Genomic DNA, 16,333 nt, shown 5'->3' with positions numbered 1-16,333 from the left:
AGTAGGAATGAGAATAAATGAAAAGTTGGGGAATTCGCACACGAATTGTATTATTAACGATAGTGCCAACACTAACAATTAGTGTGCTATTGGGTATTTATTTTATTAGTATGCGAATTTCTGACTTAAATAGTAATTTAATGACTAGAGGCAGAACATTAACAACAGAATTGGTTGCTTCTAGTGAATATGGACTAATTACGCATAACCATGAGATATTAAAAAAATTAGCTGATAGTATGATGTCACATACTGATGTTGAAGTTGCTGCTATTTATGATTCAGATGGACATGTGGTCGGTTATACTGGTAAAGCACCGAAAATAGATGATGACTTTTTTTCAAAGTTACAAAACATTCATCATGCAAGTATTTTAACATTTCAAGAGCAAGGTAATACCTTATTTGTCTCTCCAGTATTATTACATTCAGTTTTATTATCTGATTTTAATAAAATAAGTGGAGTTAAACTGCCAAAAGGATTTAAAAGAGATACAAATAGTCGCCTTGGTTGGGTTGTTGTCGGTTTAAGTAGAACACAAACAACGCTTAATGAATATCAAGCCGTTGTTGCAACTTTAGCTATTAGTTTTATCGGGCTTGCAATTAGTGTGTTATTTGGTATTCGACTGGGCCGTGATGTTAGTGAACCTCTAATTAGTATTATTAGTGCAGTAAGCTTACTTCGTGATGGTAAATTACAAACTCGAGTTAAAACTGGCGCCAGTGGTGAGTTACAGATTCTTGAAGGTGGTATTAACCAAATGGCCCGAGCACTAGAGACATCACATGAAGAGATGCAGAAGAATATTGAGCAGGCAACGGTTGATTTAAGAGAAACGCTAGAGACCATTGAAATTAAAAATGCTGAATTAGATATTGCTAGAAAACAAGCATTAGAAGCCAGTAAAATTAAAAGTAACTTCTTAGCTAATATGTCCCATGAAATTCGTACGCCAATGAATGGGATTATTGGTTTTACTGAATTTTTACTAAAAACAGATTTAACACAACAACAATATGATTACGTTGATACGATTCAAAAATCATCCCGCCATTTATTACGAATTATTAATGATATTTTGGACTTCTCTAAAATTGAATCAGGCAAATTAGAGCTTGAAGTGTCAACATTTAATATTTATGAAAGTATTGAAGAAATTATTATTTTAATGCGCCCAGTCACATTAGAAAAATCTCTAAATCTATTAATTGATATTCATCCAGATGTGCCAGAGTATGTTATGGGTGATAATTTACGATTTAAGCAGATTCTAATGAACTTAGTTAGTAATGCCATTAAGTTTACGGAAAAAGGTGATGTGATTGTTACAGCTAAATATAAAACTGAAGATTATGCGCATTATTATCTTTACTTTGAAATAAAAGACTCAGGTGTTGGTATATCAGATCGCCAGCAAGATAGATTATTTAGAGCATTTACCCAAGCTGATAGCTCAACATCAAGGCGTTATGGTGGTACGGGGCTAGGCTTAGTTATTTGTAAAAGTTTAATTGAAAAGATGGATGGTGAAATTGGCTTTAAAAGTGGCTTAGGTGAAGGCTCAACTTTTTGGTTTACAATTAAGCTTAAGAAAATATCTCAAGCTGAATTAATTAGAGAAAAAGATGACCTAAAAGGTAAACAAATTGTTGTTCGTTATGATGATGAAACTTCAAAATCTGCATTAAATCATATACTACAATATTGGCAAGCGAATACTCAGTTTATATTAAAAGATGAAGCTTTAATTGACTTGGTTGCTGATAAACAAAATGAAATTGATGTCATAATATTAGATTATACCAATCTTCCAGATGCGCCTGTATTGAGGAAATCATTATTAGATGATATTGAGAACTTTACCAAATCACCCATTATTTTATTATTAAATATGGATGATAATATTGCTAAGCATTATGCTGAATCAGCTAAAATTCGATACTATTTGGTCAAACCATATAAACGAAGCCAGCTTTATGATGTCATTACTAAGCGTTATGAGCCAATCTCATCACATACTCAGCCCTTACTAAGCGCACCAACAGGTGAACAATCATACCAAAATAAGACTATATTAGCTGTTGATGATAATAAGATTAACCTTAGGTTAATTACAATTTTACTTGAAAATATTGGTTTGACTGTTATACCAGCTTCTGGAGGGAAAGAGGCGATAGAACATGCAAAAGAAACATCATTTGATATGATTTTAATGGATATTCAAATGCCAGAGATTGATGGTATCGAAGCTTCTCAAAGAATTCAAAGGACTAAGCTTAATAAAACTACACCAATCATAGCTTTAACTGCAGATATTTTAGGTGGCCAACGTAAAAAACTATTAGATCAAGGTTTTACTGATTATCAATCAAAACCAATTACAGAACAAAAAGTTAACTATCTAGTTGAAACCTGGCTTGGGAAAAATATTAAAAAAGTTGATAAAATTACAAATGAGGATATAAAAATATCGTCAGACAAGTATATTGATATGGCATTAGGCGTACAGTTAGCGGGTGGATCAAAGAAAGTAGCTTATGAAATGTTTGAAATGCTTTTAATAGATCTAAATGAAGCAAAAGAAAAAATTAAACTGTATGCTAAAAACGGTGACTATCAATCGCTAGTGCAAGTAGTTCATAAACTGCATGGTGGTTGTTGTTATTGTGGCGTTCCGATATTGAAAAAGAAAATCAGAGAGTTAGAGGCTTATTTAAATGAATATATAGGCAATCAAACAGTATCGGATAAAACAACGTTAGATAAAATAATCACTGCTTGCTTAGATGCGATTGATCGTACGCTTGAGGCAGCGAAAAATGAGAAGGCAAACAATTCAGATAATCAAGGGCAAGATTCATAGTGTTTATAATCATTGCCTAAGTATTTTATGCCTTTTTGTGTCTATTATAATTCTTACATCATTTATTAAAGTCGGTTATTCACAAACAGTATCAACAAATCAAAAAAGCTATCAAGCCATTCATTTTTTCCAACTAATGCTTGCTGAAATTGCGCTGAATCGCCAATACTGGCCTGAGGCAGTGACACTCTATCTAAAGCTTGCTGAAGAAACTGAAGATGATGTTATAAAGGCAAATGCGATGGAGCTTGCATTTGCTTTAGGATTGAAAAGTAAAGCTAAGCCATTAATTATTCAATGGAATGAAATAAAGCCAGAAAATACTTTAGCTCAAATTTATTTATCTAAATTATATTTATTTGAAAGAAAGTACTTAGAAGCTGAAAAAGTACTTTATCAGATTAAAGCAGATGAACAGTTACAACATGAGGTGATTTTTCTAAAAGGATTATTAGCATTTGATCTTAGATTAAATGAAAAGGCAATGGGCTATTTTAAGCAACTTTTAATGCATTCTGAATATAAAAATAATGCAGCGATTTTTATCGCAAAGTTATACTTAATGGATGCTAAAGTAGATGAGGCAATTATTTATTATAAAACTGTCAAAGAAGGCGCGCTTTATTATAATGCACAGTTAGCTTTAGTGATGTTATATGTACATAAGAAAAACCCACAATATGCATTAATTATAGTTACCAAGGTCTTACCTTATGTTGACAACCAACACTATCGTAAACGTTTTTTATACATTAAAGGCACATTAGAATTAGTATTATCTAAACATCAGCTAGCAGCTGCAACATTTGAAAAAGGGACTATTGAATTTCCAAATGATGTTAATTTTTATTATTTAAGGGGATTAAGTCATATCAATCAAGGCAATCATAAAAAAGCACAACTAGATATGCAAACAGCACTAGATTTAAAGCCAGATCATCCTGAGGCACTGAGTGCATTAGGATATATTTTAACAGAGAATACAAATTTTGATGAGTCATATGAACTACTAAAAAAAGCACACAAACTTGCACCGAAAATACCTCAAGTTCTGGACAGTCTTGGATGGTTGATGTATAAACAAGGAAATCATAAAGAAGCTTTAGTCTATCTTGAAGAAGCTTATGACATTTTGCCTTTTGGTACGGTAGCATCTCATTATGCGGGCGTATTAGAAGCAATGGGTCAAACTGAAAAAGCTCAGGCAGTGGTTAAAAAAATTCAAGATGATAAAGAAAATGGTTATGACATACAGCAACTAATTCAACACTACAGAGGAAAATGGAATGATTAAGCTATCGAAAAGAGTGCAAGCAATAAAACCATCAGCAACGTTAGCATTTACCGCACGTATTTTAGCCTTGTTAAATGAAGGTGTTGATGTCATTCCATTAACTGCTGGAGAGCCTAATTACCCATCACCAGAAGTTGCAAAAAATGCAGGTATTGAGGCGATTGAGAATGATTTTACTCGTTATACGCAAGTCGATGGTATTCCAGAGATGAAAGAAGCGATTATCGAGTGGTATCAGCGATTTTATGGATTATCTTTTCAATCTAATGAAGTAATTACTTCAACTGGTGCAAAACATTGTTTGTTTAACCTACTACAGTGTGTTACTGAAGTAGAAGATGAAGTAATTTATCCTGCTCCATATTGGGTAAGTTATCCTGATATGGCAAGGGTTGTTGGCGCAAGACCTGTAGCAATCAAAGCAACCATTGAAAATGATCTAAAAATCACGCCAAAACAATTGCGTAATGCAATGACATCAAAAAGCCGATTATTTATCTTAAATAATCCGGTGAATCCAACTGGTGTGGTTTACTCAGAGTCTGAGTTAAGAGCACTTGCAGAAGTTTTACGTGATTATCCAGAGGTATTAATTGTCAGTGACGATATTTACGATCAATTATATTGGGGTAATGAAGCGCGAGTAAAAAATATTTTGGAAGTAGCACCAGATTTAGCTCATAGAATTATTTTAATTAATAGTGTTTCTAAAAGTTATGCCATGTGTGGTTGGCGAATTGGTTTTGCAGCAGGACCAGAAATGATTATTCAAGCAATGAAAAAGTTTCAATCACAATCACTGTCAAACCCTGCCTCTATTTCGCAAAAAGCAGCAATTGAAGCTTTGAAATTACCTCGTGAAGCACTTCAAAGTCAGGTAGAGTCTTATCACCAACGTTATCAGATGATGTATGATACATTCAGCCAATTTGATGGTTTAATTGTTCCTAAAGCCGAAGGTGCATTTTATCTTTTTCCATCAATTATACCCTTGATTGATAAGGGTATTTTTAAAAGTGATGAAGATTTTTGTGAACAACTATTAAATAAAGCTCGTATTGGTGTTATGCCTGGCAGTGTCTTTGGTATGGATGGCTATTTTAGGATGTCATTAGCAACAGCAATGGATAAACTTGAAATTGCTTGTGAACGTTTTAAAGCTTTCTATAGTGAAACGGTAGTCTCAAAACTAGATCGTGCGACCTTATAATGGTATCATAAGGCATATTTTAAGCTTATAAAATCAAATTTACTTTTAAGTATAATGAATGAATAAAGAATTAGAGACTACTTATTGTGGCTATGTTGCAATTATTGGGCGACCTAATGTTGGTAAATCAACGATTTTAAATCGCATTTTACAACAAAAAATTAGTATAACCTGTCGTAAACCTCAAACAACACGCCACCAAATCTTAGGTGTTAAAACTGATGAAAATAGACAAGTTATTTATGTTGACACACCTGGATTACATCAAAAACAGCAAAAAGCATTAAATCGTTTTATGAATAAAGCTGCATTTCAAAGTATTCGAGATGTAGATGTGGTGGTATTTGTTGTTGAAGCTTTGAAATGGACTGAACTAGAAACATGGATTTTAGATCATTTAGAAAAGATTCAGATACCTGTTGTATTAGTGATTAATAAAGTTGATATGGTAAAAAATAAGGAGGAGCTGCTCCCTTTTGTTGATCAAGTAACAAAAAAATACCCTTTTGATAATGTCATACCATTATCAGCTAAAAGTGGTAAGTCAGTTAATTTATTAGAACAACAAATTGAAAAATATATTCCTGAAGGTGAGTTTCATTTTGAAAAAGACCAGGTCACAGATCGACCGCTTAGGTTTTTAATCTCTGAAATTATAAGAGAAAAACTAATGCGTAGCTTAGGCCAAGAAGTACCGTATCAATTAACAGTAGAAATTGAACATTTCAAAGAAGATGAAAGTCGTCAATTAATTGATATTAGTGCTTCAATTATTGTTGAGCGTAAAAGCCAGAAAGTAATGATTATTGGTAAACAGGGACAAAAATTAAAAAAAATTGGTTCACAGGCTCGTATAGATATAGAAAAATTGCTTGATAGTCGAGTTTATCTACAACTGTGGGTTAAAGTGAAAGAAGGCTGGTCTGAAAGTGATTCTAGCTTAAAAAGTTTTGGCTACAAATTGTATTAATTATTTTAAAATACTGGAAAGATATAATTGGTACTCATACAATAGGGAATACATTTATACAAGGGTTTGTTTATGTCTGATGAGAATACTCAAAATCTAGCTGATAAAGATCAAGCTAAAAAATCAAATCACAGCATGATGAAATTTTTTATCTTATTAGGCATTATTATTATTGTTGTGATTGGTTGTTGGGGATATTTTTATTATCGTAGTATTTATCCTTCTACCGATGATGCCTATGTAAATGCGCATGCCATTCATATTGCCGCAGAAGTTTCCGGGAAAGTTGATCAAGTCTATGTTGAAAATAATCAGTATGTTAAAAAGGGTACGCTGCTATTTAAGATAGATCCACAAGCATTTCAGTATGACTTAGAAAATGCTCAAGCGCAATTAAAAGTAGCTCAAGCACAAGTAATATCAGATGAAAAACTCATTCATGTCGATAAAGCAAATGTTGAAAAAGCACAAGCGCAAGCTTGGGTTGCTAAAATGAAGGCAGATAGAATTGTTGCACTGGTTAAATCAGGTGATGCATCTAAAGAAGAAGGTGATGAGGTTGTTGGAAGTTTAAAAGAAGCGAATGCTGAAGTTAGAGCATCTCAAGCACAGTTAGCCCAAGCTAGATCTGCTTTAGATGTTGCTAAAACACAAGTTTTATCAGCTCAAGCTCAAGTTGATACAGCTGAATTAAATTTATCTTATACTAAAATTATGGCCCCAGCGGATGGTTATGTAACTGATTTCGATAACATTCGTCATGGAAGTATGATTAATGAAGGACAAAATTTATTTGTTTTAGTTGCAGATACAACTTGGTGGGTTGATGCCAATTATAAAGAGACGGATATGGAGCGTATCAAGCCAGGACAGAAGGTAACGGTTGAAATTGATATGTATCCAGGTGTTAAATTACATGGTATAGTTCAAAGTATTAGTTATGGCTCAGGCACGGTATTTTCACTTTTACCGCCTGAAAATGCAACAGGAAACTGGGTTAAAGTAACCCAGCGCTTCCCAGTTAAAGTTGTACTTGATGAGCCCATTCCAAAGCATCTTGCATTACGTGTTGGGGCTAGTGCGAATGTTGTTGTAGATACAAGAAGCTGAAACTGATAGGCTTAGTCTAAAATAGATTAAAAGCTAATTATTTTTTATGAAAAAATCAATGCTTAGTAGACTACTTGATAAATCAGTCTTACCCAGTGTTATTCTATTATTAATGGCTATTTTGGCTATGGTAATTGCGAATTCACCATTAAGTGTAATTTATAATAAACTGATATCATCGACTATCGTTTTAACTGTTAATAACTATGGTATTAAAAAACCAATTTTACTTTGGATTAATGATGGCTTCATGGCAATCTTTTTTCTATTAGTTGGTGTTGAGTTAAAAAAAGAGTTTTTAGCAGGTGTATTTCAAGAGAAAAAACAAATTGTTTTACCGTTAATGGGTGCTTTAGGTGGCATTGTTTTTCCAGTATTTATTTATTTGTTATTTAATTACCATGATAAAAGTGCGATAGAAGGCTGGGCAATACCAGCAGCAACGGATATTGCATTTGCCGTTGGTTTGTTGGCGATTTTTGGTAATAAATTAAGTAAAGAAGTTAGAATATTATTAACGTCAATTGCGATTTTTGACGATTTAGCTGCAGTTATTATTATTGCAGTTTTTTATACCCCTAGTATTTCAATACATGCATTGTTATTTGTTGCTCTATGTATTATTTTACTATTTGTTTTAAACAGGCTGAATGTTTTAAGCTTAACTGTTTATTGGATTATCGGTATGATTATGTGGTTTGCAATGATTAAATCAGGTGTGCATGCTACTTTAACAGGGTTTATATTAGCATTTTTTATTCCTTATCAATCAAAACAATCTAAAACAGTGACCCCATTAATCAATTTAGAACATAAATTAAATATGCCAGTTGCTTATTTTATTCTACCAATTTTTGCCTTTGCAAACTCAGGTGTTAATTTTTCAGGTGTTGGGTTTCATGGAATATTTCATCATGTACCGCTTGGTATTGCATTAGGCCTGTTTGTTGGTAAGCAAATTGGTGTATTTTTATTTTGTTTTCTTACCATTAAACTTAAACTAGCTAATATGCCATCTAATATGAACTGGTCCAATTTATATGGTTTATCCATATTAACAGGTATTGGTTTTACGATGAGTTTATTTATTGGCTCATTGGCATTTGAGCAATCTGGTAATAATATGCTTTTTGATGAACGTGTTGGTATTCTACTTGGTTCATTATTATCTGCTGTATTTGGCTATATAATTCTAAGGCTTTCTATAAAAAAAGAAAAATAGAAAGTATAAAGAAAACATAAAATCTTGAATTCTGCTATTGCTGATTATTATTTGTGTGATATTATGCTTAAAACTTAATAATAAATTAAACAATTTCATAATAAAAGTAATTATTAGGGGTGTTGCAATCATAGAATCTAACTAAAGGCCATGTAAGGCTTTTAGTTAAGATTCGAAGACAAAAATAACGATTTATAGGGTAGCAAAATGAATAAGATAGCATATTTAGTTATTTACTTAATTATAGTAGCATTGGTTGTTGCAGGGGTGGCATTAATTTACTTTCAAAAAAGTCATCATATAAAGATTGTAACTGCAAGTAACTCATATACTCAGTTAGTATCTTTAGATTATGCTCAGAAAGCATAGTTTACTTATATTTTTACTTAACTTTTTTAAGTTACCGTAGTTGATACGTATTTGAAGTAATTAATTATTGATATTCTAATTTAGGCAATTTAACTTAAACTAGGATACCAATTAATATGTTTGAAGAAGGTCATTCACATAAATGTCAACAAAAACCTCGATCTCATCCATTAATACCACATCCAATTATTGGTGATAATTATCCACAAGATATGAGTGAGTATTATTCTGATCATTTGCCAATTTATTATGAAATAGATGACTTAAAAGTTGGCTCTTGGAATGTGATGGGGTGTACTCCCTTCTCAGGGCTTGGAGATATATTCATAAAGGATGATAAACAAAATGACCAACGAGAAGACCGTATTGTAGAGTCGATATTAAGTCAAATTAAAAAAAATGAATTAGATTTTTATTTGATGCAGGAAGTTGTTGGTGAAACTTTAATCGATAAGTTAAAAAAAGCGCTTCAAGATTCAGATTTTGAGTTAATAGGCGAGCATGATTGTTTTAGCATTTATAATAAAAATAAATTTGATGTTAAACCATTTGATGGTAAAAAACTGATTAGTAATGGCTATGTTAAGGGATTGCAAAGTCTTGAGATTACAAACCATGACTCTAAAGAAACCTTTCATTTGCATAATACTTGGGGTGAATGGTATCGTCATGTAAATAATGAAGAAATTTTTTCAGATATTATTTCATCAGGTGATGATAACGATAAGATTAAAAAAACACTACTTATTGGTGATTTAAATACACCAACTGCTGACTTTGAAAATATCCAGCCAGTTAATATAACAACGGATCAAACACCGATTAATTTTACAAAAGGTGAAACTAAAAGCAGTTTCCCAGATGGTGCTTTTATTAAAAAATATCAGGGTATTTACGCAGTTGATCGTCAAATTATAGATCCAACAACTTCTGAAATTTATAAAAGTGATGTTGGAGTAAAACCTCAAGATATGGCTGACTGTAAAATTGAACCAATTGTATTAGTTACGACACAATCGAAAAATTTAAGTGAAGTAATATCAAAAGATATGCCGAGTGGATTGAAAATTAGGCCAGCAAAAGACAATGCCAATCGATCTTATTTTTGCCTGCATGTAACAAATCAAGTTATGATTGATATTTTAAAATCTATGAATACTTTATTCCCAAGCAATGATTTTAAAAAACCAAATGATCAATTATATGGTAAAAGCGGTACTTTATTCTCAGTTCCATATGAACGTTTAAATGAGCTAAAATCTGTAATTAATCTTGTCAATAAAGTGTATGTTTCTGGATTAGAAAGTAAACCTGAAGCCTGTAATTTTCTTGCTAATGTAAATTTCTATTGTTGTAAAATTGGTTTAAATATTTATGATGCCCCTGATCTTTCTTTAGCATTAAAAGAAACTGTTGCAAAGCTTGTAAAGTGTACGCCTGATGCATTATTAAACTCAATATCTAAAGCACAACTTCGATTAATTGATTCAGATTTTAGTGATCGTATTGATCTGAATAATAATCGAGATAGATTAAAATCAGTTATGTATGAGGCTTTAAAAGATATTAATGGCTTAACAGATCAACATATCAAAGCCGTCTCCAGTATGAAAACTTATCGTGATACAAACCAATTAACACAAAGTATTACTCTATTTTTCTCTGGAGGTAATGGTAAAAAAGAAAATACAACAAGCCACCATCAGCCACAGTAAAATTTATTCATCGCCATACATTATAAGCTGATTGATTAACTTCTTGCCAATAAATTCATAACGCCAGCTTTGATTTAATTTGTGTTTTGGGTTCGATGGTTTGATTACAAATTGTTTTAGCTCAGATCGTGTTGCAATCATTTGGCTAATAATAGAGTGCTGCTCGCAGAAATTTTTAAAATAATTATAAATACGTTGGAAAAGCTCATCATCAAATGGTTGAGATTTTTCTATTTGTGGTGGTTTTTGGTTTTTGAGGTTAACTAATTGATCATTGGTGGTATCAATAATTTGAAGAATTGCTTCACCATAGAGTTGGTGTTGTTTTTTATGTAATTGGTAAAAGCGGTCAGCTAATTGTTCTAAATCAGCCGGTGGGTTATAAATAATTTGGTAAATAGAATGATCATCAAGTATTCGTCGTATTGGTTTGTTTAAATTAATTGCCATTTCTTCTCGCCATGTGGCCAATGCTTTTAAATATTCTAATTGACCGTTTTTATAGCTTTTATGACGTTTTAATTTTAAATAAGCGCCTGCAGTATCAATTGGTTGATAAAAAGCTTGATCAAAGCGATTACTGATTTCATGATGAAACCATTTAAGTCGCTTTGATGCACTTAATTTATCAGTTAGTTTAGTAAATGCAGAAATTAGATACTTAACATCTTCTAATGCATAATTTAGTTGTTTTTCAGTTAAAGGTCTTTGATTCCAATTAGATAGCTTAACACTCTTATCTAAAGTTACTTGAATCAACCAAGATAATAAATCATTTAAAGAAGGTTGATGATCAAAACCTAAAAATTCAGCAGCTAACTGTGTATCAAAAACATGATTAATGGTTGCGCCTGTATGTTGATGTAAAAGTTTTAAATCATAAGTAGGTGAGTGGAAGATTTTAATGATGTTATCATTTTCTAAAATAGGTTTTAGGGGGAGCAAACTATCTATTGATAATGGGTCAATAATATAGGCGTCATCCAAAGTAGCAATTTGCACAAGACAAAGTTTTGGAAAATAGGTTGTTCGCCAGTCAAATTCGGTATCAATACCAATTAATGGTTCATTATTTAATATTTGGCAAAGTGCTTTTAATTCAGAGTCAGTTGTAATCACAAACAAATTCTCTTTTTATCCATAACCATGCAATCATAGCGTCTAAGTTCAGAAATACAAGGTATAACCCTTATTTTGAATTTAGGCAAAATAATTATTTTGCACAAATCTAAGTATAGATAAATTTTTTATTTTTTAAACTTGTGTAGGCTATTTTAAAGTAAATCCTTTAAGTTAGATGATTTTTTTTGTTATGTTATATATTATTTCTTATGATCCTATGGCTTAAGCAGTTTGTAAAGATAGTAAAAAAATTTTTACAATGACTATACATCAAGAAAATTTGCGCTAAACTAGTCAATAAAACCAGCTGGTCAATGATAGAGAAATTTATCATTGCGTAAGAGGGAATCTGGTGAAAGTCCAGAGCTGGCCCGCAGCGGTAAATGGAAACGAACAACACAAAGTTTATGATAATTTTTATAAACGAAAGCACTGGTAAATATATTTTCTGGGAAGCGGTGTTAAGTAGGTGGTGTTTGATTTAAGCAGACACCTTGTCCATAAGCCCGAATATCTGCCATATCTAGGTTTTAAAGTATGTAAAACAGCTTTCGTGGGACAAAGCATATACATAGCTAAATGCACAAATATAGTAAAATTAATGAAATACCTTAATTTGTTGCGGATATCTATTGTCTTTTTATTTTCCACATTGCGTTTGTTTTACTTTTTCTTACGATAATAAGAAAGGGATGAAAGTAATGAATGTTAATGTCACTAAACGAAATGGTAAACTTGAGCCAGTAGATTTAGATAAAATTCACCGAGTATTAACTTGGGCAAGCGAGGGCTTAGAAGATGTATCAGTCTCTCAAGTAGAACTTCAATCGCATATTCAAATTTATGAAGGTATGAAAACAGCAGATATCCATGCCATCATCATCAAAACGGCTGCTGATTTGATTTCTGAAGATACACCAGATTATCAGTATATGGCAGCAAGGTTATTAATTTTTCATTTACGTAAGTTAGCTTATGGTCAGTTTGAACCACCACATATTTATGACCATGTAGAAAATTTAGTTAAATTAGGCAAGTATGATAAGCATTTATTAGAAGATTATCAAAATGATGAATTTGATCAAATGCAAGCGCATATTGATCATTGGCGAGATATGAATTTTACCTATGCAGCAGTTAATCAAATGCAAGGAAAATATCTAGTTCAAAATCGTGTATCAGGTGAGATTTATGAATCACCTCAAATGCTGTATATGTTGGTGAGTGCTTCATTATTTTCTAAAGAAGATAAAGCGAAAAGAATGGGGTATGTATTGTCATTTTATGATGCAATCAGCCAATTTAAAATTTCATTACCAACACCCATTATGGCAGGTGTTAGAACACCAACAAGGCAGTTTAGCTCTTGCGTATTAATAGATACTGACGATAGTTTAGATTCAATTAATGCAACTGCATCATCAATAGTAAAATATGTCTCACAGCGTGCAGGCATTGGGGTTAATGCAGGGAAAATTCGTGCATTAGGTAGTGAAATTCGTAATGGTGAAGCTTTACACACGGGCTGTATTCCATTTTATAAATATTTTCAAACGGCAGTAAAATCTTGCTCTCAAGGTGGTGTTAGAGGTGGGGCCGCAACACTTTTTTACCCTATTTGGCACTTAGAAGTTGAGTCATTAATTGTGCTTAAAAATAACCGAGGAGTTGAAGATAACCGTATTCGACATTTAGATTACGGTATTCAAATTAATAAGTTATTTTATCAACGTTTAATTAATCAAGAAAATATCACATTATTTAGTCCATCGGATGTTGAAGGTTTATATGATGCATTTTTTTCAGACCAGGCATTATTTGAAAAGCTTTATACTGAGGCTGAAAAAAATTCTAATATTCGTAAAAAAACAATCAAAGCGACTGAGTTATTTTCACTAATTATGCAAGAGCGTGCGCAAACAGGTAGAATTTATATTCACCATGTTGACCATAGTAATACACACTCTGCGTTTAATCCTCAAGTTGCACCAATTAAGCAATCTAATTTGTGTATGGAAATTACGTTGCCAACAAAGCCATTATCACATGTCTTTGATGATCAAGGTGAGATTGCATTATGTACCTTATCTGCATTTAATTTAGGGACAATAGAAAAACTTGATGAATTAGAACCATTAGCAAATCTGATTGTACGCGCGTTGGATAATTTATTAGATTACCAAAACTATCCATTAATCGGTGCTGAAACTGGTGCTAAATCCAGGCGTAGCTTAGGTGTAGGTGTTATTAACTTTGCTTATTATTTAGCAAAAAATAATGTACGTTATAGTGATGGTAGTGCCAATGAATTAACACATCAAACATTTGAAGCGATTCAGTATTACCTATTAAAAGCATCAAATGAAATAGCAAAAGAAAAGGCACCGTGTCAATGGTTTGATCAAACAAAATATGCACAAGGTTTATTACCAATTGATCATTATAAAAAGTCAGTTGATAAATTTTGTGATACACCTTTAAAACTAGATTGGCAAACGTTGCGAGAAGCGATTAAAGCGCATGGCTTAAGAAACTCGACATTAACGGCTATTATGCCATCTGAAACTTCTTCGCAAATATCAAATGCTACGAATGGTATTGAACCACCTCGAGGTTTGGTTTCTATTAAACAAAGTAAAGATGGCGTTTTAAAACAAGTTGTACCTGAGATTAAGAAGTATAAAGGTAACTATCAATTATTATGGCAGATTCAACAAAACCAAGGATATTTACAGCTATGTGCTATTATTCAGAAGTTTATTGATCAATCAATCTCAGTGAATACAAATTATGATCCACTTTGCTTTAGTGACCAAAAAGTACCAATGCAACAATTATTAGCTGATTTATTAACTGCTTATCAATATGGGTTAAAAACACTTTATTATCACAATACTCGAGATTATGCAGATCAAAAAACAGTAGAAGTAGTTGATGATTGTGAATCGGGTGCTTGTAAAATATAAGGAATAATCATGACGGATAAAATAATTAATAATAATTATACCTATACAACATTTCAGACAGAAAGTAAGAATCCATTAAAGGAGCCAATGTTTTTTGGTTCACCTGTTAATGTTGCACGATTTGATCAACAAAAGCATAGCATTTTTGAACGTTTAATTGAAAAGCAATTATCATTTTTTTGGCGTCCGGAAGAAATTGATTTAACTAGAGATCGAATTGATTTCCAACAGTTTAGAGAGAGTGAAAAACATATTTTTTTATCGAACTTGCAGTATCAGACTTTACTTGACTCAGTTCAAGGCAGAAGCCCTAATATTGCATTTTTACCTTTAGTTTCTTTACCTGAATTAGAAACCTGGATTGAAACTTGGAGTTTTTCAGAGACGATTCATAGTCGTTCTTATACGCATATTGTTCGTTCATTATTAGATGAACCAAGTTATGTTTTTAATGAGATTATTGAAAATCAAGCGATTAAAGATCGAGTTGGTGATATTACGTATTATTATGATGATTTAATTTTAAAAACTCAGTTATTACAAACAGTTGGCGAAGGTAGTTATCACATTAATGAAAAGCATGTTGATGTATCACTAAAATCAGTTAAAAAAGCACTTTATTTAGCATTACATGCGGTAAATGCATTAGAAGCAATTCGTTTTTATGTTAGTTTTGCCTGTACTTTTGCATTTTCTGAGCAGAAAAAAGTTGAAGGTTGTGGCAAAATCATGAAGCTTATTGCAAGAGATGAGTCACTGCATTTAACCAGTACTCAGCATATGATTAGTATCATTTTAAATGGTGAGGATGGAGATAGCGAATTAACAACTATTGCAAAAGAATTAGAACAAGATGCGCAAACTATTTTCCAAAAAGCAATAAACCAAGAAAAAGCATGGGCTAAGTATTTATTTTCTAAAGGATCGATTTTAGGTTTAAATGAACAGATTTTATGTCAATATATTGATTATTTAGCTAAAGAGCGTATGCATGCGGTTGGTTTAAATGCCGATCATATTGACGCACCTAAAAGTAATCCAATTCCTTGGATTAGTAGCTATTTAAATTCAGATAATGTGCAAGTTGCGCCTCAAGAAACTGAAATCAGTGCTTATTTAGTTGGTCAAATCGACAGCACAATTAATCAAGGTGCGTTTGATGGCTTTGATGAGTTATAATCATGCCAAGTTTGAAATATAACAATCAATTAATTAGCTATTCAGATCAAACAAAAACACTACTTGAAGTATTAGAACAAAGTGAAATTAAAGTAAACTCTCAATGTAGAAATGGCATTTGTGGTGCTTGTCGCTGTAAGCTAATTAAAGGCAAAGCAACTTATAAATCATCTCCGCTTGCAATGATTAAAGAGGGGGAGATTTTATTATGTTTAGCGCAAAGTATGCACCATATTGAGGTTAAGAGTATCTAACTTAATTATCTCTTTTTGTCTGTTTGTAAAACATACAATTCTGTAACAAAACACT

General features: G+C 32.1%; 12 protein-coding genes and 1 riboswitch. Of the genes, 11 read left to right on the top strand and 1 reads right to left on the bottom strand.

The window, feature by feature from the left end; genetic code table 11:
- The first annotated feature begins 17 nt into the window (after nt 1-17).
- From KFE69_10105 to KFE69_10070, 8 genes are all read left to right on the top strand, one after another.
- Nucleotides 18-2,867, top strand: a complete 2,850-nt coding sequence (locus KFE69_10105) for a response regulator (protein ID UTW41852.1) — start codon at nt 18-20, stop codon at nt 2,865-2,867.
- 37 nt (nt 2,868-2,904) lie between these two features.
- Nucleotides 2,905-4,161, top strand: a complete 1,257-nt coding sequence (locus tag KFE69_10100; protein UTW41851.1) for a tetratricopeptide repeat protein — start codon at nt 2,905-2,907, stop codon at nt 4,159-4,161.
- Nucleotides 4,154-5,371, top strand: a complete 1,218-nt coding sequence (locus tag KFE69_10095; protein UTW41850.1) for a pyridoxal phosphate-dependent aminotransferase — start codon at nt 4,154-4,156, stop codon at nt 5,369-5,371. The genes KFE69_10100 and KFE69_10095 overlap by 8 nt, the downstream gene beginning before the upstream one ends.
- A 58-nt stretch (nt 5,372-5,429) precedes the next feature.
- Complete coding sequence (era, locus tag KFE69_10090; GenBank protein ID UTW41849.1) at nt 5,430-6,341, top strand: GTPase Era; 912 nt, start codon at nt 5,430-5,432, stop codon at nt 6,339-6,341.
- 72 nt (nt 6,342-6,413) lie between these two features.
- Entirely contained in the window at nt 6,414-7,451 is a 1,038-nt protein-coding gene (locus tag KFE69_10085; protein UTW41848.1) for an HlyD family secretion protein, read from the top strand.
- 46 nt (nt 7,452-7,497) lie between these two features.
- The gene (gene nhaA, locus KFE69_10080) at nt 7,498-8,673 is read left to right on the top strand and encodes a Na+/H+ antiporter NhaA (GenBank protein ID UTW41847.1); all 1,176 of its coding nucleotides are present in this window, start codon (nt 7,498-7,500) and stop codon (nt 8,671-8,673) included.
- Between the two features lie 207 nt (nt 8,674-8,880).
- Nucleotides 8,881-9,042, top strand: coding sequence for a hypothetical protein (locus KFE69_10075; GenBank protein ID UTW41846.1), 162 nt, complete (start codon nt 8,881-8,883; stop codon nt 9,040-9,042).
- Nucleotides 9,043-9,158: 116 nt separating this feature from the next.
- Complete coding sequence (locus tag KFE69_10070; protein ID UTW41845.1) at nt 9,159-10,757, top strand: hypothetical protein; 1,599 nt, start codon at nt 9,159-9,161, stop codon at nt 10,755-10,757.
- A 3-nt stretch (nt 10,758-10,760) separates the two neighbouring features.
- Here KFE69_10070 and KFE69_10065 read toward each other — a convergent pair whose 3' ends face one another.
- A complete protein-coding gene (locus KFE69_10065) occupies nt 10,761-11,876 on the bottom strand; it encodes an HRDC domain-containing protein (GenBank protein UTW41844.1) in 1,116 nt (371 codons plus the stop codon).
- A 294-nt stretch (nt 11,877-12,170) separates the two neighbouring features.
- A riboswitch (cobalamin riboswitch) is annotated at nt 12,171-12,416 on the top strand.
- 164 nt (nt 12,417-12,580) lie between these two features.
- Here KFE69_10065 and nrdA point away from each other — a divergent pair.
- The 3 genes from nrdA to KFE69_10050 are packed head-to-tail and all read left to right on the top strand — an operon-like array spanning nt 12,581 to nt 16,278.
- Nucleotides 12,581-14,845 carry a ribonucleoside-diphosphate reductase subunit alpha gene (gene nrdA / locus KFE69_10060; protein UTW41843.1) on the top strand — a complete coding sequence of 755 codons (2,265 nt, stop codon included), beginning with the start codon at nt 12,581-12,583 and terminating at the stop codon, nt 14,843-14,845.
- A gap of 9 nt (nt 14,846-14,854) precedes the next feature.
- On the top strand, nt 14,855-16,024 hold the full coding sequence (nrdB, locus tag KFE69_10055; GenBank protein ID UTW41842.1) for a ribonucleotide-diphosphate reductase subunit beta: 1,170 nt from the start codon (nt 14,855-14,857) through the stop codon (nt 16,022-16,024).
- Nucleotides 16,025-16,026: 2 nt separating this feature from the next.
- Nucleotides 16,027-16,278 carry a 2Fe-2S iron-sulfur cluster binding domain-containing protein gene (locus KFE69_10050; protein ID UTW41841.1) on the top strand — a complete coding sequence of 84 codons (252 nt, stop codon included), beginning with the start codon at nt 16,027-16,029 and terminating at the stop codon, nt 16,276-16,278.
- Nucleotides 16,279-16,333 lie beyond the last annotated feature (55 nt).

The sequence above is a fragment of the bacterium SCSIO 12844 genome (genome assembly GCA_024397935.1).
Classification (GTDB): Bacteria; Pseudomonadota; Gammaproteobacteria; order Francisellales; family Francisellaceae; genus M0027.
The sequence above is the reverse complement of the archived record's forward strand: the minus strand, read 5'-3'. Positions and strand labels throughout refer to the sequence as shown.

Bases quoted from the DNA above. Each gene is read 5' to 3' on its own strand.
- era (UTW41849.1), top strand. From the start codon at position 5,430: ATGAATAAAGAATTAGAGACTACTTATTGTGGCTATGTTGCAATTATT.
- KFE69_10050 (UTW41841.1), top strand. From the start codon at position 16,027: ATGCCAAGTTTGAAATATAACAATCAATTAATTAGCTATTCAGATCAA.
- nrdB (UTW41842.1), top strand. From the start codon at position 14,855: ATGACGGATAAAATAATTAATAATAATTATACCTATACAACATTTCAG.
- KFE69_10095 (UTW41850.1), top strand. From the start codon at position 4,154: ATGATTAAGCTATCGAAAAGAGTGCAAGCAATAAAACCATCAGCAACG.
- KFE69_10075 (UTW41846.1), top strand. From the start codon at position 8,881: ATGAATAAGATAGCATATTTAGTTATTTACTTAATTATAGTAGCATTG.
- nhaA (UTW41847.1), top strand. From the start codon at position 7,498: ATGAAAAAATCAATGCTTAGTAGACTACTTGATAAATCAGTCTTACCC.
- KFE69_10105 (UTW41852.1), top strand. From the start codon at position 18: ATGAAAAGTTGGGGAATTCGCACACGAATTGTATTATTAACGATAGTG.
- KFE69_10085 (UTW41848.1), top strand. From the start codon at position 6,414: ATGTCTGATGAGAATACTCAAAATCTAGCTGATAAAGATCAAGCTAAA.
- KFE69_10070 (UTW41845.1), top strand. From the start codon at position 9,159: ATGTTTGAAGAAGGTCATTCACATAAATGTCAACAAAAACCTCGATCT.
- nrdA (UTW41843.1), top strand. From the start codon at position 12,581: ATGAATGTTAATGTCACTAAACGAAATGGTAAACTTGAGCCAGTAGAT.